Raw genomic sequence first — 19621 nt, forward strand, 5'->3', positions numbered from 1 at the left:
CATGACCGGTGAAGGCGCCAACGTCGCGCAGTGGCTCGACGAGCTGATCTCGGAAACGCGCCTGGGCCCCAAGGCGGCGCGAGTGCGCGACGTGCTCACCACGCAGCCGACGTACTGCTCCTACGCCACCGCCGCCGAAGTCGCCGACCGGGCCGAGGTCAACGGCGCCACGGTCGTCCGCTTCGCGCAGGCGCTCGGCTACCCCGGATGGCCACAACTCCAGGCGGATCTGCGCGGCGTCTACCTCGCGCACCGCTACGAGCAGCCGGCCTCGCCCGGCGACGGGAGCATGCTGGCGTCGGTGTTCGCCCGCGACGCCGAGAACCTCAGGTCCCTGGAGCACTCCTTCGACTACGCCGCGGCCCGCGCCGTCGTCGCGGCCATCCGCGAAGCGCGGCGAACACTGGTCGTCGCCTCCGGAACCCACGGCGTCGCCGCGGCCGCGTTCGCGATGCTGGCGGCCAGCCGCGGCCTGCCCATCGCCCACGAGGACCGCGGCGGGCCCCACCTCGCCAACGCCCTCGCCTCCCTCGACGGCCAGGACTGCCTGGTGGCGTGGAGCTTCTGGCAGCACTACCGGGAGACCGTCGACGCGATCCACCTGGCGCGCACCGCCGGGGCCGCGACGTGCGTCATCACCGACACCGTCCAGTCCCCCGCCGCGAACGCTGCCGACCACGTGCTCGTCATCCCGACCGAAGGAATCGCGAACCTCCAGTCCATGACCGCGGCCACCAGCGTCGCCTACGCACTGGTGGCGGAACTGGCCGCCGGAGACCCCGAAGGCAGCCGGGAAGCCGCCCAGCGGGTCGACACCGTCTGGCGCGGACTGCGGCTGTTCGCCGAAGAATCAAGGCAGTGAGCGCAAGAACATGTGTTGATCGCCGCGTAACGGAACGAAAAGGATCGTCGTCGCAATTGACTCGCGGGTGACGGATTCATAGAGTGCCGAGCTGTGATCGCGGACATCGGCCGAACCGCCTGACGCGCAGCACCCGATGTCCACACCGGACGCGCTTCCCGCGCCCGGCCCTCCCCCTCGAACGACGTGCCCGGGCACCGGTGTCCCCGGGCCGTCGGAACAGATTGCAACTCGCGAACGGAGATGTGCAACTGTGTTCCGAATTCCGCGTTGGCGAACCACGATGGCGCTCGCCGCAGCAACCTCCACGGTCCTCCTCGGCATCGCCGCACCCGCGAACTCCGCCCCGCCGGAAGGCCCTGGGCAGGGCTCCTGCAAGACGTTCGACGACCCGCAGTGGAACGGCTGGACCGACCACGCCGAACTCGGCCGCACGCTGCGCAGCATCGAGAGCAGCTCGAAGGGGCGCGTGGCGGTCCGGCAGATCGGCACCAGCAAGCAGGGCCGCGAGCTGTGGTCGGCGCGCGTGGGCACGGGCAAGCGCGTCCTGATGGTGCAGAGCGCCATCCACGGCAACGAGCGCACCGGAACCGAGGCGCTGATCGGCATCCTGCGCGACCTCGGCACGAGCAACGACGCGGCAACCCAGCAACTCCTGTCGTCGGTCACCCTGGTGGCGCTGCCGATGGTCAACCCGGACGGCGGAGAGCTCAACCGGCGCATGAACGTCGTGCCGTGGGACCAGGTCGTCGCCGACTACCCGCAGCTCGCTGGCGCACCGCGCGCCTGGTACCACGGCCTCAACGGCGACGGGATCGACCTGCCCGGCTTCGACCTGAACCGGGACTTCAACCCACGCCTGGACTACGTGCCGCAGCCCGGCGACCTGCCCGGCCAGCAGACCGGCGCCGGCTTCTTCCTCTCGCCGGAATCGCGGGCCATCCGGGACACCTACGTGGCCCTGCGCGACGAGTTCGGCGCGGTCGACGCCGTGGTCGACCTGCACCACATGGGCCCGTGCGAGCGGACCACCGGCGGACCCCAGGACGGGAAGCTCATCTCGGTATCGCTGGACTACCCGCCCCTCGGCGTCGACGACGGCGCCGCCTACCAGGCCGAGTACCCGCTGCTCGACCAGGACAAGTCCCGGCGCTACGCGCTCGCCGTGGCTCGCGGGATCCAGAGCTCCTACGGGTCCCAGTCGCCGCTGGCCGGCGTGGGCCGGTACTTCCACCCCGACTCCCGGGAATACGCCGGGCAGGGCCGGTCCGCCTTCGCCCTGAACGGGTCCGCGACCGTGCTGTTCGAGGTCCGCGGGCAGCAGGACGACCTCGGGCAGAAGCAGCACGGGATGCTGATCCAGTCCGTTCGCACCGGGGTCGAGTCGTTGATCGGCGCGATGGCGTCCGGGGACGTCGACCGGCTCGACGGCGGGGAGTTCTTCGGATTGCCGGATTACGGTTGGGATTCCAGCTCTGACTGATCGCCTTTCCCTTGCCCCGGGCTTCTGGTGAGGCCCGGGGTTTTGGGTTTTTTGGGGGGAGGGTTGGGGGTGGGTTGGGGCTTTTGGGGTGTTGGGGGTTGGTTCGTGAGGCGGGGTTTGGTGTTTTGCTGGGGTTTGCTTGGGGTTGGGACCTTTAGAGGTTCCGCATGTTTTGGGCCATCCCCGCGATGGGTGGAGGGTGGGGGCTGCGGGCCGGAGTGGGCCGGCACATTGGCGGCTTGCGTTGCGGGGTGGCCGTTTTCGGGATGGTCGGGACTGGTGGGCGTTTGGCTTCGGGTTGATCCGTCACAGGGGTCGGGCCGTTGTGAGGATGGCTCGATTCCGCGGGAAATCGACCCCTGGTCGCGGGCGCGGTGCGCATTGCCGATGCTCGCGCGGGGTTTGGTGGCGGATTTGGTCGCCTTCGGCGTGTCGTGACCTTTTCCCTTGACATGGCGCGGTTTTCGCCGACTTCGGCGGGGTGATTCACCTGATCAAGCGACCATAAAAACAGTGCGAACGCACGTTCGAATCAGGAGAATGGAGGTATGACACCGCTACTGAACACCCAGGACACGACCAGGGACCTCGTTGGTCCGTGGTCGGCGGTGTCCTGCACCGACACCGAACTCGCCACCCGCATCCAAGAACTGGAGAAGGAGATGCGGGTGCTGCTGTGGGAGCAACTGCAATACATCGCCGAAGCCGACCACCGCGCCATCCACACCGAGACCACCGCCCGATCACTGCAAGTCTGGTTGCAAGGACTGCTCAACATCGACCCGCGTGACGCGAAAACGCGTGTCACAGTCGCCCGCAATGTCGAGGACCGGCAAACCTTCCACGGTGAGCTCATGCCTCCTGGCCTGCCCGACACGGCAGCCGCTTTGGCTGAGGGTGCGATCGGGCTGGACCACGCGCGTGTCATCGTCAACGGCATCCGACGCCTACCCGACTACGCCCGCTGCCACCAAGTCGCCGAGGTCGAATCAACCCTTGCCGGGTTTGCGCGGACGATGTCGCCGAGGGAGTTGGAGAAACTCGCCGAACGCATCCGCTACCTGCTCGACCAAGACGGCGCCTACCGCGACGAAGAAGCCCAACACGAGGCAAGGGAGTTGTACTACGCGACCACCCGGGACGGGATGACCGTCATCAAAGCGAAGCTGGACCGTGAAACCGGGGCGAAGTTCGCCGCGCTCATGCAACCGCTGGCCGCGCCCCGACCCGAGATCGACGGAGAGAAGGACCCGCGCACGGTGGGGCAGCGGAACGCCGACGGGTTCGCCGCATTGCTCGACCTGGCGCTGGACCACGACGGAATGCCGCGCACCAGTGGACAGCGGCCGCAGATGACCATCGCGATCGACTTCGACGACTTGAAGCAGGGCCTCGGGCTCGCCGACGAGGACCGCATGCCCGGCACACTGAACACCGAACGCGCCATCACCGCCCAGAACGCACGCCGCATCGCCTGCGACGCCGAAATCCTGCCGATCGTCCTCGACGGTGACAGTCTCCCGTTGGATGTGGGCAGGGCGAAACGAACCGCGCCCACGCACATTCGAGCCGCGTTGCTCCGGCGCGATGGAGTGTGCGCGTTCCCGGGATGCGACCGGCCGCCGGGGACACCGGAAGCACACCACGTCCAACACTGGGTCGACGGCGGTGCCACCGACCTGGACAACATGGTCATGCTCTGCGCGCACCACCACCGCACACTCCACAACCAACGCTGGGACATCGCCATGCACGACGGGCGGCCCGAGTTCATCCCACCATCCACAGTGGACCCCAGACGAACACCCAGACCAGGCGGCAGAGCGCTACCCGCCCAACACCGCGAGTACCTCCGGGAGCTCATCCCCGCACCACGGGGCCCGGCGGGCGATTCGTGACGCCTGAATGCAGTTCAGATCGTTCCAGTTGACGCTTGAGGCTTACTAGAGCGCCACTCGAGCCAATGACGCCGAGAACGGCAACGGGCTGCTCAACAGTCCTTAACGCTCCGTAATTCGAACATAGTGACGAGAAGATCAGAATGGCGTCATGATCAATCCGAGCCGTAGCGCTCTTGCACGATCGGCCGACACAGTTGTCGTGGCGATCTTGTCGCTCGCGCTCTACTCCTTGATCAACGACCGGTCATTCGCCACCGCAATAGAAAAAAATGATCTCTACGACCGTCCGGACCCTGTTTTGCGAGCCTCACACAGCACCGGCGCACTGCTGATATTCAGGAGCTTGGGCATTGCTCGGCCGCGCCCCGATGCGACTGGGCGGGTGGCGGTCAGCGGCGCGGGCCGGGACGGCCACCTGCGGGGCGCTGCTGCTGCCTGGACCCCTGACCTGCCGGGTTGCGTCGCGGTTGGTTGGCGACGCGCGTTGCGTTGTTTCGGGCCGCGCCTCCGCGCGGGGCTGCAGCGCGCTGGGGCGGGGCCTGGCGCGCGGGCCTGCGGGCAGGCTCTCGGGCGGGCTCGCGGCGGCGGGGCGGTTCCGGCTCGCGGCGCGGGCGGTAGGACTTGCGGCGGCTGTTCACCCACAGGTCGAAGCCCACCAGCACCAGTGCGCCGATCAGCAGCATCAAGCCCAGCAGTGGCACTCCGATGAGCGTCGTCACCAGCGCCAGGACCAGCATCGGCACCACGGGGATCCACACGAACCGATCGATCCGGCTCAGGACCCCCGAAGAACCGCCACGGTCCCCATCACGTGCCATCAAGACTCTCGCTTCCACTCTTCGCCCCTGGCCGGGGAAGTCTACCGGAGCCCGTCCGACCTCAGCCCCGACGCCATCGACTGCTCGCCGCCGCAGTAATACCGTGCCCGCATGGGCAAAGAGATCAGCAGGTTCGGGTCGGTTCCGTTGGCAGACCTCCCCGAGGACCTCCGGGACCGGATCGGCGCCATCGCGGAGAAGTCCGGGTTCGTGCCCAACGTGTTCCTCGCGCTCGGCCACCGGCCCGCCGAGCTTCGCGCGTTCTGCGACTACCACGACGCGCTGATGGAACGCGACTCCAGCCTGTCGAAGGCCGAGCGGGAACTCGTCGTGGTGGCCACCTCGGCGGCCAACCACTGCACGTACTGCGTCGTTGCGCACGGCGCGATCCTCCGGGTGCGGGCCAAGGACGACCAGCTCGCGGACCTGGTGGCCGCGAACCCGTGGGGAGCGGCGCTGAGCGACCGGCAGCGAGCCATCGTCGACCTCGCGCTGTCCGTCGCGCAGGAATCGGCGCGCTTCGGCGAGCGCGAGTTGGCTGCGGCCCGAGCTGCGGGATTGTCCGACGACGAGATCTGGGACATCGGCGCGATCACCGCGTTCTTCGCCATGTCCAACCGGCTGGCGCACCTGATGGCGCTGCGCCCGAACGACGAGTTCTTCCTGATGGGTCGCGTGCCCCGGGAGAAGTGAGCTCGGCTCAGTCTCGGCTCATCTGGGCCAGCAGGTCGCGCAGCAGCCCCTCCAGCCGTCGCTGATCGTCGGCCGGCATCCCGGCGAGCAGCTGCCGCTCCCGGCCGATCAGCACCTCGATGTTCCGTTCGATGACCTCGTGCCCTCGCGGCGTCAGCTCGACCGTCACCGTCCGCTTGCCGGACGCCGACCGCTGGGACCGCACCAGGCCCGACTCCTCCGCCCTGGTCACGCGCTGCGTGATCGCCCCTCCGCTGACCAGGCAGTTCTCCGCGATCTCGGCCGGGCTCAGCCGGTACGGCGATCCGGCGCGGCGCAGCGTGGCGAGCAGGTCGAGGATCGCGTTGTCGATGCCCAGCTCGGCCAGCACCCGGCGCCGCTCGTCGGTCAGCAGCTTGGCTATGCGCAGGATCCTGGCGACCACCCCGATGGAGTCCACCGGCATGCCCGGGCGTTCCCGCGCCCACTGGTCGACGATCTCGTCCACGGCGTCGCTGCTCATGCGTCCAGTCTAGATCGGTTGTCTTTAGGTCTAAAGAAGAGCTAGCATCGGGTCATTCTTTAGATCTAAAGAACTAGGAGGAAGCATGCCTCGCAATGCAGTGATCACCGGCGGCGGGACCGGGATCGGCCGCGCCGCCGCCTCCCGCCTGGTGGCCGCCGGCGATCAGGTCGTGCTGCTCGGCCGACGCCCCGAGAGGCTCGCCGAGGCGGTCGCCGAGCTCGGCCCGGCCGCGCGGGCGGTGCCGGTCGACGCCACCGATCCGGCCGCCTTGCAGGCCGCGCTGGCCGAGCTCCCCGAGCGGGTCGACGTGCTGGTCAACGCCGCCGGAGGGAACACCGACCTCGTCGACGGCGCTCCGGCCGCGGACGACCTCAAGGCCGTCCGCGACTCGTGGTCCGCCAACTTCGAGGCGAACGTGCTCAGCGCCGTGCTCGTCACGCACGCCCTGCTGCCCCGGCTCGCCGACGACGCCCGCATCGTCAACCTGAGCTCCGTCACCGCGCGATCCGGGCAGGGCAGCTACGGCGCCGTCAAGGCCACCCTGGAGCCCTGGACGTCCGAACTGGCCTTCCAGCTCGGCACCCGCGGCATCACCGCCAACGTCGTCTCCCCCGGCCCGACCGAGGGCACCGACTTCTTCCGCGGCGGCGACTTCCCCGCCGCGCGCCGGGAGTTCGTCGCCTCGCGGTCCGCCGACGGCCGGCTCGGCCGCGTCGACGAGGTCGCCGCGCTCATCGCGTTCCTGACCTCGCCCGAGGCCTCGCACATCACCGGTCAGGTCCTGCACGTCAGCGGCGGCATGCACCTCGGCCGGTGACACCGGCGGCCCCGGCGGCCCCGGCGGGACGGGCCGACCGCCGGGGCCGACCCGGATTCCGGATTGCAATTGTCGAGATTGTCGACATTACGACTAATCCATTGTTGACTCAGGCAACCAATCGGACGTGAACACGGCCTTCCAGAACAGTCAAGTCGGGATGAACTTCGAAATAGTTACCGGCCGTGATTAACGAGAGTTCCAATTGAAGTCCCTAGCAGTTTCAATCCACCTAGTGAACCTTCGTTTCATTACAAGTTGATCTCGGAGATGTGTCCGCAAGCTGCCGTAACGCTACGTATTCACGTCGAGTTCCGTCAGGCGGATTAGGAGATGCGAAAGATCACCCCGCGAGGGGTGGCGAGTCTGGAACCGGCGTATTATCGTGACCGGCCGTCACTTGAATCCGAAACTTGTCGCATGACGAAATCGCACGGATCGGGGTTCCAATGCGCGCTGTCGATGCCACGCTGGGTGAAGTAGCCGGAAACCAGTTGCAGAACCTCTGTCGCATAGTGGGCATCGACGAGACCGAGCCCGTCCGCTTACTCGGGGACGTCCTCTCCGCCACCCGGTCCAGACCGCTGTCCCAGCCTCCCCTGTGGCCGTCCGATGTGGCCGACGACAACACCCCCGTCGAGTTCTCCGTCCAGTTCGAGGACAACGGCTCGCGGCACCTCCGGATCCTCGCCGAGACCATCCCCGCCGCCCCCGGCCCCGCCGCCAACCTGCAGGCCGCCCGCGACCTGATCGACGCCCTGGCCGACCGGTACGACCTGTCCCTGGACCGGCTGCGCTCCGTGCAGGACCTCTTCTCCAGCGCCTCCCCGCAGGGCAAGTTCTCCTGGTGGTTCTCGCTGATCTTCACCCCCGACGGCGCGCCGAAGTTCAAGGTGTACTTCAACCCCGAGGTGTGCGGCGCGGAGTCGGCCCCGCACCTGGTGGAGGAGGCGTTCGCCCGCCTCGGGCTGCCCGAGGCCTACTCGACGATCAGCAAGTACGCGCTGCAGCGCGGCGAGCTCGACCGCCTGACGTTCTTCGCCGTCGACCTCGACCACAGCCCGCAGTCGCGGGTGAAGCTCTACGTCAGCCAGCACGCCGCGCGGCCCGCCGATGCCGAGTTCGCCGCCTCCGCCGTGCCCTGCATCGACCCGGCGCTGGTGCGCCACCTGTGCTCGGTGCTCGCCCCCGACACCGAGGTCTTCACCGGCCGACCGCTGATCTCCAGCTACTCCTTCGTCGAAGGGGATCACGAGAAGCCCAGCAACTACAGCCTCTACCTGCCGATCCGCGACTACGTGCCCAACGACGCCGTCGCGCGGGAACGGGTGCAGCAACACCTCCGCATGCACCGCATCGACCCGGCCGTGGTCGACGAGGTGATCGATGCGGTCACGGATCGGCGGCTGGAGGACAACGCGGGCCTGCTCGCGCACGTGTCGCTCCGGCTGAGCCCGAACCGCACCGGGACCACCGTGTACGTCTCCTCCGAGGCGTACGGCGGGACACCCCCGCGGGACCGGTAACCCACTCCGAATCCACTTAGGAGCAACGCCAACATGCCGCACCTCCGCCCATTCGTCGCCGCCGTCGTGCGGCCGATCCCGATCACCACTCGGGAACAGCGGATCCAGGAACTGGACCGCGCCGGGCACAACCCGTTCAACATCCAGGCCGACCGGGTCAGCATCGACCTGCTGTCCGACTCCGGCACCGGCGCGGTCTCGGTCGACCAGCAGGCCTGGGCGCAGCGGGCGGACGAGCGGTACGCGGGTGCGGAGTCGTACTACCGGTTCCGCGAATCGGTGCGCGACATCGTGCCGTACCGGCACGTGCTGCCGGTGCACCAGGGCCGGGCAGCCGAGCGGGTGCTGTTCACCGCGCTGCTCGGCCCCGGCAAGATCAGCCTCAGCAACACCCACTTCGACACCACCCGGGCCAATGTGGAGCGGTTGGGCGCCGCGGCCTGGGACCTGCCCTGCCCGGAGGCGCAGGACCTCGACGCCGACCTGCCGTTCAAGGGCAACATCGACGTCGAGGCGGTGCGCAACGTCCTCGCCGGACCGGACGGCCACCGCGTCGGGCAGATCCTGGTCACCATCACCAACAACGGCGGCGGCGGGCAGCCGGTGTCGATGGCCAACCTGGAGGCGATCAGCGCGGTCGCCCGCGCGCACGGCGTGCCGCTGATCCTGGACGCCGCCCGCTTCGCCGAGAACGCCTGGCTGGTCACCCAGCGGGAGCCCGGCTACGAGCAGTGGAGCCCGCGGGCCGTGGCTCGGCGCGCGTTCGAGCTCGCCGACGGCGCGGTGGCGAGCCTCAAGAAGGACGGCCTGTCGCCGGAAGGCGCGTTCATCGGCCTGCACGACACCGACCTGGCCGACCGCTGCGAGGTCGACATCATCGCCACCGAGGGCTTCCGCACCTACGGCGGCCTCACCGGCCACACCCTGGAGCAGCTGGCCCAGGGCCTGCGCGAGGTGCTGGACCCGCACTACCTCGCCGACCGCGAGCGGGAGGCCGCGTTCCTGGCCGACCGCGCGCGCGAAGTCGGGGTGGACACGGTGCGCCCGTCGGGCCTGCACGGCATCTACCTCAACGCGGGCCGCCTGCTGCCGCACCTGCAGCCGCGCCACTTCCCCGGCCACTCGCTGGCCTGCGCGCTGTACCGGGAGGGCGGGATCCGCGCCGCCGAGCTGGGTTCGCTGTACCTCGGCGAGCTGGACGCGAACAACGAGCTGGTCACCCCGGCGCCGTTCGAGCTCGTCCGGCTGGCGCTGCCGCGCCGCGTCTACGACCACAGCCACCTGGAGTACGTGGCCGACATCCTCGCCGGGATCGCCAAGAACCCCGAGCGGGTGCCGGGTTACCGGATCAGCCACGCGCCGCAGGTGCTGCGGCACTTCCGCTGCCGCACCGAACCGATCGCGGTCTGAACACCGAAAAAGGGGCGTGGCCGGGAAGATCCCGGCCACGCCCCTTTTTGCCGCACACCTCAGCCGACGTCCGCCGGCGCCCGGTCGATCGCGTGGCGCACCAGCGTGATCAGCGAGTTCTTCGCGAGCTCGCGGTCTCGGGCGTCGCAGATCACGATGGGCACCTCCGGCGGGATGACCAGCGCCTCGCGCACCTCCTCCGGCTCGTAGTGGTACGCGTCGTCGAAGATGTTGACCGCCACCACGAACGGGATGCCGCGCCGCTCGAAGAAGTCCACCGAGGCGAACGCCTCTTCCAGCTTCCGGGTGTCGACCAGCACTACGGCGCCGACCGCACCGAGCGCCAGGTCGTTCCACAGTGGCCAGAACCGGTTCTGGCCCGGCGCGCCGAACAGGTACAGCACGATCTCTTCCGAGATGGTGATGCGCCCGAAGTCCAGCGCGACCGTGGTGGTCTCCTTGCGCTCGACGCCGGTGAGGTCGTCGACGCCTTCGCTGGCGACGGTCATCTCCTCTTCGGTGGTCAGCGGCGGAATCTCGCTCACCGCACCGACGAGGGTCGTCTTCCCCACCCCGAAACCGCCCGCAACGACCAGCTTCACGGGAATCGGCGCCGCGTTGGACTCGCCGCTGCGGTCGGACGACGAGCCGCCGTCTCTGTTCTGGGGTGACCGGCCTCCGGCCAATCTAGAGTCTGCAAAGCCCACGGTAAACCTGCTCCAAGATGTCTCGGCTGACTTCTGTACGAGGCGAGCGCACGAAGACGGCGCCATGGTCGAGCAGGTCGCCGCACAGGACCCGGACCACGCCCAACGGCTGGGTCAGCATGACGCTCAGCTCCGCCAGCGACACCGGACGCATGCACGCGTCCAGGATCAGCCGGTGCTCGGGGGCCAGCTCCAGCCTCGGCGCCTCCGGACGCGGCTCGGCGGTGATCACCTGCGTCGCCGTGTCGAGCCGCGTGTGCTTGCCGGGGGTGCGACCGCGCGTGATCGTGTATGGGCGGACTATCGGGCCCGCTTCATCGTCATACCACGCCTCGTCCACGGTCAGAACCTTTCCGCCGCCACGCCGCGAAGTTCCCGCGGAGCGGCCGACAAGAAGGTGCCGACCCGGGTGATCAGCCGGCCCATCTCGTAGGCCACCAGCTCGATGTCCGCCTCGGACGCGCTGAGCACGGCCAGGCAGGCGCCGTTGCCGGCGGCGGAGATGAACAGGAAGCCGCGCTCCATCTCGACGTGCGTCTGCGCCACCACGCCGCGGCCGAAGTCCTTGCTGACGCCCTTGCCGATGCTGCGCATGCTCGACGACGCGGCCGCCAGCTTGTCGGCAGAGTCGCGGTCCAGCCCGGCCGACTTGGCGATCACCAAGCCGTCGTTGGACAGCACCACGGCGTGGTCCGCGCCGTGCACGCCCTGCACGAAATCGTCCAGCAACCAACTCAGTTTCGAAGCTGTTTCGGTCATGCCCACCTCACACACACTTGCTTTTTGTCTGGTCTGCTCACGAGCGGTCGTCGGGCGTGTCGCCGAAGCCGCCTCGGAACGCCCGCCGGAAGCCCGCCAGCTTGCTCGGAGAGGCAACGATGGCCTGCTCCTCCTGGTCCGGGTCGTCCCGCAGCCCATCCGCGAGGTGGGTCTGCGGCACGCGCTTGGGCAGCGGCGGACGGCCACCCGCGGCCCGCCGCCGTTCCGACGAAGGCATCGGGGCCGGGGCCGGCGCCGGAGTCGGAGCCGGAGTCGGCTCCGGCGGCAGGGGCTCGAACTGCGTCGTGGCTGGGTTCGCTTGCGGGACCGGCTCCGACGCGGGCCACTCGTAAGTGGTTTCAGCCGGTTTCGGCTCCGGTGCCGAGGGCGCTTGGGTGGGCTGGTCGGTCATGACACCATTCCAGCTCAACTCCCGCGGCCGCGGCACCACCGCCGGTTCGGCGAGTTGGTGTTTGCCGCCACTGTTGGTGTGACCGCCGCCACTCCCGTTGCCGTTCAGCGCGACGTTCCCACCGTTGCTGGGCGGCGGGAACGCGCCGCCACCGTTGCTGGTGGTGACCGCCGTGTCGGCCTCCAGGATGCGGTCGGGGAACAGCACCGTGGCGCGAGTTCCGCCGTAGGCCGAGATGCCGAACTCCACGGCGATCTCGCGGCGGTGCGCCAGTCGCGCGGCGGTGAACAGGCCCAGCTGCTCGGCCTTGTTGTTCTCCAGCACCAGCCGGTCGAACTCCGGCGGCTCGGACATCATCGAGTTGGCCCGGTCCCGGGTCCCCGGGTCCATGCCGAGGCCCTGGTCGGCGATGTCGACTGCGACACCGCGCGCCACCGCGGTGGCGTCCACGTGCACCTGGGTGTTCGGCGGCGAGAACGCGGTCGCGTTGTCGATCAGCTCGGAGATCAGGTGGATCGCGTCGCCGACGGCGGCGCCGTTGACCATCACCTCCGGGACGTGCCCGATGACCACGCGCGAGTACTGGTCGATCTCGGAGACCGACGAGCGCAGCACGTCCATCAGCGCGACCGGCCGGCTCCACCGGCGGCCCGGCTGCTGGTCACCGAGGACCAGCAGGTTCTCGACCGTGCGCCGGGCGCGGGTGGTCGAGTTGTCCAGGTCGAACAGCTTCGCCAGCTGCGCGGAGTTCTCCTCGTTGCGCTCCAGCTGGTCGATGGTGCCGTGCATGTGCCGCAGCAGTCGCTGGATTCGGTGCGCCATGCCGACGAACACCACTCGCGCGCCCTGCCGGGCCCGGGTTTCACCGACGGCCGCGTGGACCGCTTCCTCCTGGAACAGCTGGATGGCTTGCGCCACCTGGCCGACCTCGTCGGTGCCGTAGTGCGCCAGCGGGACCATCTCGGTCTCCACGTTGACGGACTCGCCGTCGCGCAGCCGGCGCACGACGTCGGGCAGCTTCTCGGCCATCGCCAGCGACTCGGTGCGCAGGTCCTGCAGCCGGGTCAGCAGCGCCTCGTCGACGACCGTGCGGTAGACGCGGCGGGCGAAGAGGAACGACACGACCGCGACGGCGAGGGCGGCGAGGCTGCCCCACAGCACGTTCCACAGCGTGGCCGTACCGCTGGCGACACCGCCCTGCGAAACCTCGTCGGCCTGCTTGAACACCAGGTCGGACATGCCGGCGCCGACCTCGTTGGTGATGCGCTGCCATTCGTCCGGCCGCACCGGCGGGTTGCCGCCCTTGAACGAGCCCGCGGCGATGATCCGGTTCTCGGCGTCGACCAGCTGCTTCCAGGCCGGGCTTTCGACCAGGCGCTGGTAGTCGGCCCGCACGCTGGGCAGGACGCTGTTGGCGTTCACCGCCATCGTCGTGTGGTGGGCGTCGATGTAGTTCACCAGCAGGCGGTACTGGTCGGGCGTCAGCTCATTGGCGGTCAGCGCGGTGCCGACCAGCGCCGCTTCCCGGGAGAACATGTCGGAGGCCCGGAACAGCGAGGTCGCGGCGAGACCGCCCTGCAGCGTTTCGGGGTCCGGCACGATCCGGGACTGGACGTCGAACAGGCCGGTGGCGGTGTCGAACAGCCCGTTGTAGAACTCGTTGACCTCGTTGGCCGAGGCCTGGCCGTTGGAGATCCGGGCACGGAGGTCGGGCAGCCGCTCGAAGTAGCCGGTCAGCTGTCGCATCGGCTGCTGGACTTCCACCGGGGCCGAGTCGATGAGCGAACCGGCCTCCGCCTGCATCGCGGCCAGCGCCTCGTCGGTTTCCTTCTGCTGCGCAGCGAGTTCGGCGCTGCCGATGCCGGGCCGCGTGATCACTTCGAGGCTGCGCAGGCGTTCCCGCTGCACGTGGTCCAGGGCCGTCACCGCGGGCAGCGACATCTGCCGGACGCTGGCGGCGACCTGCTGGGTGTAGATGGCCTCGAAGGCGAACAGCGAGCAGCCGAAGACCCAGAGGACGCCGACGACGACCCACGGGATGGCGACCGCCCACGTGAGCCGGGATCTGATCGAGGTGTCGGAGCGTTTCGCCCGGCGTCTCCTCGCTTCTCCAGGGGGTGCGAAAGACTCGTTTTGGGTTGTCACTTCCAAGCACTTTCCATCGTCTTGTCTCGCCCGCGCCCGGGCGAGGCGATCTGAACGTCGTGCGGACGCGTGTCATGGCGCAGTGGTATCGGCGGGGCGCTCCTCTCCACTTCCACGTCCGTGTCCCCCTGGTGCGAACGCACTGTATCGGATCAAGATCACTCGATCGAGATCGGAGTCACGCGTTCTAACCGTAACTCCGGGCACATCGCGTACACATAGTGAAAGTTCACCGAACCGGCCCTGTTTTGTAACCGGATCGGTGGTCTATGGACGCGAAGGGCGGCCCCGGGTCGCACCCGGGACCGCCCGCGACGCCGCCGGTCAGCCGATCGGCTCCACGTCGGAGAAACCCGCCCCGCCCCGCGGTTGTCGGAGATCTGGTAGTCGTTGCCCTTCGCGCTGACCCAGCTCTCCGCCGAGTTCTCCCCGGTCATGCCCTGCCTGTCGAAGGAGTTGCGCAGCACCTGGCCGCCGGTGGTGCCCTCCTTGATGTCCACGTGCTCGGCCCGGACGCCGGGCCCCAGCCGGTTGTCCAGCGCCTGGTTGCGGTCGCTGCGGTCCGGCTGCCCGGGCGTGTCGCCGTACTTGTCCCAGTTGCTCTCCGCAGAGCCGAAGTAGACGCCTTCGCCGTACTACGGCTGCTCGGTACCGGTGTCGTGGACGAACGAGCGCTGGATGACGTTGTCGGAGCTGGTGGCCCGGAAGTGCACGCCCTCGTCGCGGGTGTTGCGCACCTCCACGTCGTCGATCACGTTGTTGCTGGATCGGTCGAGCACGATGCCCTTCGCCGAGTTCTCCACGGTGAAGCCCTCGAGGTTCCAGTGGTTCGCGCCGTTGAGGTGCAGGGGCTGGCGGCGGTCGGCCACTGCCGGGGAGAACCGGTCGACGCCGAATACGATGGCGCAGCGCGGAAAAATCGTCAATGCCGCGATCACATTCTTGAACGGCACCGGAAATTCGGGGCGGAAATCGTTGCCGGGCTTGACCGATCGCCCTTTTCTGGTGTCTGCTTTGCGATTGCCGGGAATCTCCCGGCAGACCGTACCGCCGCCCGGTCGACGTCGAATCGGATGCGAGGTGTACGACGTGAGGAAACGACGTGCTTTCCGGCGGACGAGCGGTCTGGCCGGGTTGTCGCTGGCGGCCGTGCTGGCGCTGGCCGCCCTGCCCGCGGCCGCGGCTCCCGGCGCGCCGGCGGCCGAGCCGTGGACCGGCGGATTCGCCGATTTCCCCGGCGATTCCTGGAAGCAGCAGTGGGGTTTCGTCGCCGAGGGCGATTGGGGCTTCGAGCGGATGCAGCCGCAGGGCGAGGAGCTCGACGTGTTCTACGGCAAGGGCTCGTCGGCGCCGTCGTGCGGTGACTGCCCCAGCGAAGGCGGCGGGCAGTTCTACACCGACTTCCGCTCGATCGGCCGCGACGACCTGGCCGACGCCGCGGTCCTGAACCTCAGCTACCAGGTGCGATTCCCCAGCGACTGGGACTTCGGCGAACGCGGCGGCAAGCTGCCCGGCCTCTACGGCGGGCCGCCCGGCCAGGCCAGCGGCGGCCAGCACGGCGACGCGTGGTCGACCCGGTACATGTGGCGGATCCGCAGCGACGAGCCGAAGGCCACGGTGTACGTCTACGACCCGTCGCAGGGTGACGGCTACGGCAAGGACGTCGGGCTGGGCTCGTGGGCGTGGCAGGCCGACGGGCAGTGGCACACCGTGGAGCAGTCGGTGGACCGCAACAGCGGCACCATCGCGATCCGGTACGACGGCCAGGAGGTGCTGCGCGAACAGGGCATCCAGGACGTCGCCGGAATCCCGTTCTCGGGAATCTTCTTCTCCACATTCTTCGGCGGTCACGACACTTCTTGGGGGCCGAGCCGGGATGTGCACGCGCAGTTCCGCGACTTCCGGGTGAGCGCGGGCTGATTCGCAATTCGCGCGGCAATTCCCGGCTCACGTCGGCCGGCCGTGCGCCTGCTCGACGGCTCTGCGCAGGTCCGGCCAGCGGGCGGGCCCGGCCAGCCCGAGGTGGTAGAGGTGCACTTCGGTGGCTCCCGCCCGCCCCAGCTCCCGGACGTACCCGGCGATGTCGGGCACTTCGGGCCCGGCCGCCGTCACGTAGGCGCCGATGTCCACTGTCGCTGGTACCGATCCGGCCGCGGCGGCGACGTTCGCGACCGTCGCCGCGCCGGGCACCCAGCAGGGCAGCACGACGGCGTCGACGTCGTGGGCGGCCTGCGGGGTGAGCCCCGGCAGCGCTCCCGTCACCCACCGGTCGATCGCGCCGTGCAGCACCACGCGGCGGTCGCCGCCGATCTCCTTGAGCACGTCCTGCCGCAGCCGGTCGGTCGCCCGCTGCCTGGTCGACAGGAACGCCGCGCGGAGTTCGGCGGGCAGCCGGTCCTCGGTGGCGGTGAGGTCGCCTTCGGCGATGAGCCGCCGGATCTCCTCGCGCAGCAGCGCGCGGGCGGCCTCCGGCAGCACGTCGTGCTCGGCCCAGCCGGCGGCGCACGCGGCGCAGCAGCACACCGAGAGCAGCCGGGCCGCGGCGGGCGACCACACCGCGTCGGTCTTCTCGTGCTGGTGCTGGTGGATCGCGCCGAGCTGCCCGCACGCCTCCAGCACGACGGAACGGACATCCAGCTCCGCCAGGGATTCGGCGGTCAGCCGGGCCGCGAACGCCCGCACCTCCTCCTGGGCCGGGCACAACGCCCAGGGATAGGTCTCCCCGAAGCAGTTCTGCACCGCGAACTCAGGAAACTCCGTGCCCAGCAAGGAGTTGTGCGTCAGCACCAGCCACGCGGCGGCCGGGATCCCGGCCGCCGCCAGCGCGCGGATCGCGTCCCCGGCGCTGTCGGCGGAGTCGACCCAGTCGGCGGGCGCGGGCCGCAGCCTGCCCCACCCGTCGCGGATCGGCCGGTAGAGCGCCGCGTGCCGGGCGGTGACGCTGGCGCCCTGCTTCGACCACGGCGTCGCGGCCCGCGTGCTGTGGTAGGACACCGCGACCGCGACCTCGTCGACGCCGAGATCCCGCACCCGGTCGGCGAATTCCGGCCCCACGTCCCACGGATAGGCGTAACCCGTCACGTGCACGTCAACCCACCTCCGCCAGCGCGTCCAGGCCGCCGGCGACGATCCGCTCCAGCCGTTCGAGTTGCGACGCGCTCGGCTCCCCCAGCGGCGGCCGGACCCCGCCGACCTTCTGCCCGCGCAGCCGCGCCCCGGCCTTGACCAGTGAGACCGCGAATCCCGGTGTCTCGTCGCGCAGCGCCACCAGCGGCAGGTAGAAGTCGGTCAGCAGCCGGTCGGCCACGGCGTCCTCGCCGTCGCGCAGTGCCCGGTGGAACCGCCCCGCGATCTCCGGCACGAAGCAGTGCACCGCCGAGGAGTAGCGAGCCACGCCGATCGCCCGGTAGGCCCGCGCGGAGACCTCGGCGGTCGGCAATCCGTTGAAGAACAGGAAGTCCTCACCTCCGGCGGCGCGGATCGCGGTGACGATCCGGGTCATCAGGTCGACGTCGCCGAACCCGTCCTTGACCCCCGCCACCGACGGGATGCCCAGCAGCCGCACGGCGGCGTCCGGGCCGAACACGCCGGGCGTCCGGTGGTAGACGATCACCGGGACGTCGTTGTCCCGCAACGCGAACCGCACGTGATCCACCAGCCCGCCCTGCGGCCCGGTGACCAGGTACGGCGGCAGGAGCAGCACCCCGTCGGCGCCTTCGGCGCGCGCCATCGCGACGCCGCTGCGCGCGTGCGCCGGCCCGCCGCCCGCGCCGACCCAGATCGGCACCCGCCCGGCCACGACCTCCCGGGCCCGCCGCAGCACCGCGCGCAGTTCGTCCGGCGACAACGCGCTGAACTCGCCCGTGCCGCACGCGACGAACAGCGCCCCGACGTCCGCCGCGAGGTGCGACTCCAGGTGGTCGGCGTAGGCGTCGAGGTCGAGCTCCAGGTCGGCGGTGAACGTCGTCAGCGGAAAGGCCAGCAAACCTTCCAGGGACATGCGCGGGCTCGCTTCCTGTTGCGGTGGCCGGATCATCGGGCGGTCGCCGGTGCGGCCGCGGCCGACTCCTGGTCCAGGGCTTCGAGCATCTCGTCGACCCGCTCGGTGCGCTCCGAGGCGATCAGGCCCAGGCCGACGTACAGCGCCAGCGACACCAGGATCGGGGTGGCGACGGTGGCGGTGGGACCGGCGTCGAGGCCGTAGTAGAGGACGCCGTAGGTGAGCAGCCCGCCGGCCCAGGACACGATGGCCGCCCGCGAGCCGCACCGCCGGAACCACGGCAGCATGCCCAGCAGCAGCGGTACCGAGATCGGGCCCATCAGCGCGGCGACCCAGGAGACCACGATGGACAGCACGCCGCCGAGGTGCTCGGCCTGGGTGGCCACGACCATGCTCAGCGCGATGAAGCCGAAGGTGGCGATGCGACCGGTCCGCAACCGCTGGAACTCGTCGAACCCGCGCGCCTTCCGCCACAGCACCGGCAGCATGTCGCGGGTGATCACCGAGGAGATCGCGTTGGCGTCCGAGGCGACCATGGCCATGGTGTGGGAGAACATCCCGGCCAGCACCAGCCCGATCATGCCCGGCGGCAGCAGCGCCTGGGTCATCGCCGCGTACGAGGTGGTCGGGTCGGCGAGGTCCGGCACGAACAGCGGCGCGGCGAACATCGGGAACATCAGCACCAGCGGCCAGACCAGGTACAGGGCGGCGGAGAGCACCGCGCCGCGCCGGGCGGCGCGGGAGTCGGGCGCGGCCATGTAGCGCTGCGCCAGGTTCCACATCCCGCCGTTGTACTCCAGCGTCTTCACCAGCACGTACACCAGCAGGAACACCGTGGTGTACTGCCCGGTGACCGGCGAGGTGCGCCCCGCGGGCAGCCGGTCCCAGAGCGTCCACAACCCGGAGACGCCGCCGAGTTCGGCCAGCACCGCCCAGATCATCACGATCCCGGCCGCCGCCTGGATGACGAACTGCCCGAAGTCGGTCAGCGCGTCGGCCCACAGCCCGCCGGCCGTGCAGTACAGCAGGGTGACGGTGCCGGTGATGACGATGCCCCAGATCAGCGGCAGCCCGGCGAAGGAGTGCAGCAGCACCGCCACCGCGAACCACTTGGCCGCGACGTCGAAGACCTTCAGCGACGAGCCGCTCCAGGCCAGCACCTGCTGCGTGGGGATGTTGTAGCGGCGGGCCAGGAACTCCAGCGGCGACGCCACTCCGAAGCGGGCGCGCAGGCGGTTCCAGCGGGCCGCGAACAGCCACGACCCGACGGCCACGCCGATGCCGATGCTGGCGAATCCCCAGAAGTAGACCGTGATGCCGTCGGTGTAGGCCACGCCCGCGTAGGCGACGAACAGCACGGCGCTGTAGCCGGACATGTGGTGCGAGATCCCGGCCAGCCACCAGGGCATCCGGCCGCCGGCGATGAAGAAGTCCTTGTCGGTCTTGACCCTGCGGTGCGACCACCAGCCGATGACCAGCATCAGGCCGAAGTAGCCGCACACCGTTGTCCAGTCGAGAGCATGCACTGGGCCGATCCCTTCGGCGTTCACATACTTGAATGGATAGTGGGTTTGTGAATTAAT

At 69.6% G+C, this 19621-nt stretch carries 19 protein-coding genes; 9 read left to right on the forward strand and 10 right to left on the reverse strand.

Going from position 1 to position 19621, the window contains the following annotated elements; all coding sequences use genetic code 11:
• The first annotated feature begins 1 nt into the window (after window position 1).
• From AB0H93_RS36635 to AB0H93_RS36645, 3 genes are all read left to right on the forward strand, one after another.
• Complete coding sequence (locus AB0H93_RS36635) at window positions 2-862, forward strand: MurR/RpiR family transcriptional regulator (RefSeq protein WP_358579661.1); 861 nt, start codon at window positions 2-4, stop codon at window positions 860-862.
• Between the two features lie 283 nt (window positions 863-1145).
• The gene (locus AB0H93_RS36640) at window positions 1146-2345 is read left to right on the forward strand and encodes a M14 family zinc carboxypeptidase (RefSeq protein WP_358579662.1); all 1200 of its coding nucleotides are present in this window, start codon (window positions 1146-1148) and stop codon (window positions 2343-2345) included.
• A gap of 548 nt (window positions 2346-2893) precedes the next feature.
• Entirely contained in the window at window positions 2894-4243 is a 1350-nt protein-coding gene (locus AB0H93_RS36645) for a DUF222 domain-containing protein (RefSeq protein WP_358579664.1), read from the forward strand.
• Window positions 4244-4635: 392 nt separating this feature from the next.
• On the opposite strand, the gene AB0H93_RS36650 is transcribed toward AB0H93_RS36645, so the two are convergent.
• A complete protein-coding gene (locus tag AB0H93_RS36650; protein ID WP_358579666.1) occupies window positions 4636-5004 on the reverse strand; it encodes a hypothetical protein in 369 nt (122 codons plus the stop codon).
• Between the two features lie 171 nt (window positions 5005-5175).
• On the opposite strand from AB0H93_RS36650, the gene AB0H93_RS36655 reads away from it, so the two are divergent.
• A complete protein-coding gene (locus AB0H93_RS36655) occupies window positions 5176-5757 on the forward strand; it encodes a peroxidase-related enzyme (RefSeq protein WP_358579668.1) in 582 nt (193 codons plus the stop codon).
• 7 nt (window positions 5758-5764) lie between these two features.
• On the opposite strand, the gene AB0H93_RS36660 is transcribed toward AB0H93_RS36655, so the two are convergent.
• Window positions 5765-6259 (reverse strand): MarR family transcriptional regulator, encoded by a 495-nt coding sequence (locus AB0H93_RS36660; RefSeq protein WP_358579671.1) that lies wholly within the window; start codon window positions 6257-6259, stop codon window positions 5765-5767.
• 85 nt (window positions 6260-6344) lie between these two features.
• Between AB0H93_RS36660 and AB0H93_RS36665 the strand changes: the two genes are divergently transcribed.
• The 3 genes from AB0H93_RS36665 (at window position 6345) to AB0H93_RS36675 (ending at window position 10015) form a co-directional block, all read left to right on the forward strand.
• A complete protein-coding gene (locus tag AB0H93_RS36665) occupies window positions 6345-7079 on the forward strand; it encodes an SDR family oxidoreductase (protein WP_358579673.1) in 735 nt (244 codons plus the stop codon).
• Between the two features lie 449 nt (window positions 7080-7528).
• A complete protein-coding gene (locus tag AB0H93_RS36670; RefSeq protein WP_358579676.1) occupies window positions 7529-8605 on the forward strand; it encodes a tryptophan dimethylallyltransferase family protein in 1077 nt (358 codons plus the stop codon).
• 33 nt (window positions 8606-8638) lie between these two features.
• The gene (locus AB0H93_RS36675; RefSeq protein WP_358579677.1) at window positions 8639-10015 is read left to right on the forward strand and encodes a tryptophanase; all 1377 of its coding nucleotides are present in this window, start codon (window positions 8639-8641) and stop codon (window positions 10013-10015) included.
• A gap of 59 nt (window positions 10016-10074) precedes the next feature.
• Here the strand turns inward: AB0H93_RS36675 and AB0H93_RS36680 are convergent, their stop codons facing one another.
• The 4 genes from AB0H93_RS36680 to AB0H93_RS36695 all read right to left on the reverse strand — a co-directional run bounded on the left by AB0H93_RS36680 (window position 10075) and on the right by AB0H93_RS36695 (window position 14038).
• Window positions 10075-10623 carry an ATP/GTP-binding protein gene (locus AB0H93_RS36680; protein WP_235883332.1) on the reverse strand — a complete coding sequence of 183 codons (549 nt, stop codon included), beginning with the start codon at window positions 10621-10623 and terminating at the stop codon, window positions 10075-10077.
• A 79-nt stretch (window positions 10624-10702) separates the two neighbouring features.
• Window positions 10703-11062 (reverse strand): DUF742 domain-containing protein, encoded by a 360-nt coding sequence (locus tag AB0H93_RS36685; RefSeq protein WP_093259859.1) that lies wholly within the window; start codon window positions 11060-11062, stop codon window positions 10703-10705.
• Between the two features lie 2 nt (window positions 11063-11064).
• On the reverse strand, window positions 11065-11481 hold the full coding sequence (locus AB0H93_RS36690; RefSeq protein WP_132481011.1) for a roadblock/LC7 domain-containing protein: 417 nt from the start codon (window positions 11479-11481) through the stop codon (window positions 11065-11067).
• A 37-nt stretch (window positions 11482-11518) separates the two neighbouring features.
• Window positions 11519-14038: a nitrate- and nitrite sensing domain-containing protein gene (locus AB0H93_RS36695; protein WP_358579681.1), complete on the reverse strand. Its 2520-nt coding sequence runs from the start codon at window positions 14036-14038 to the stop codon at window positions 11519-11521.
• Between the two features lie 390 nt (window positions 14039-14428).
• Here AB0H93_RS36695 and AB0H93_RS36700 point away from each other — a divergent pair, with 390 nt between their 5' ends.
• Window positions 14429-14659 (forward strand): hypothetical protein, encoded by a 231-nt coding sequence (locus AB0H93_RS36700; protein WP_358579684.1) that lies wholly within the window; start codon window positions 14429-14431, stop codon window positions 14657-14659.
• Between the two features lie 14 nt (window positions 14660-14673).
• Here AB0H93_RS36700 and AB0H93_RS36705 read toward each other — a convergent pair whose 3' ends face one another.
• Complete coding sequence (locus tag AB0H93_RS36705; RefSeq protein ID WP_358579686.1) at window positions 14674-14964, reverse strand: right-handed parallel beta-helix repeat-containing protein; 291 nt, start codon at window positions 14962-14964, stop codon at window positions 14674-14676.
• A 163-nt stretch (window positions 14965-15127) separates the two neighbouring features.
• Between AB0H93_RS36705 and AB0H93_RS36710 the strand changes: the two genes are divergently transcribed.
• Window positions 15128-15958: a polysaccharide lyase gene (locus AB0H93_RS36710; protein ID WP_358579688.1), complete on the forward strand. Its 831-nt coding sequence runs from the start codon at window positions 15128-15130 to the stop codon at window positions 15956-15958.
• 27 nt (window positions 15959-15985) lie between these two features.
• Here the strand turns inward: AB0H93_RS36710 and AB0H93_RS36715 are convergent, their stop codons facing one another.
• The 3 genes from AB0H93_RS36715 to AB0H93_RS36725 are packed head-to-tail and all read right to left on the reverse strand — an operon-like array spanning window position 15986 to window position 19564.
• Entirely contained in the window at window positions 15986-17125 is a 1140-nt protein-coding gene (locus AB0H93_RS36715) for a hypothetical protein (protein WP_358579690.1), read from the reverse strand.
• A 1-nt stretch (window position 17126) separates the two neighbouring features.
• Window positions 17127-18038 carry a 5-dehydro-4-deoxyglucarate dehydratase gene (locus AB0H93_RS36720; RefSeq protein ID WP_358579693.1) on the reverse strand — a complete coding sequence of 304 codons (912 nt, stop codon included), beginning with the start codon at window positions 18036-18038 and terminating at the stop codon, window positions 17127-17129.
• A gap of 32 nt (window positions 18039-18070) precedes the next feature.
• On the reverse strand, window positions 18071-19564 hold the full coding sequence (locus tag AB0H93_RS36725) for a sodium:solute symporter family protein (RefSeq protein ID WP_358579696.1): 1494 nt from the start codon (window positions 19562-19564) through the stop codon (window positions 18071-18073).
• Window positions 19565-19621: the final 57 nt, after the last annotated feature.

Source organism: Saccharopolyspora sp. NPDC050642 (assembly GCF_040654735.1).
Lineage (GTDB): Bacteria > Actinomycetota > Actinomycetes > Mycobacteriales > Pseudonocardiaceae > Saccharopolyspora > Saccharopolyspora elongata.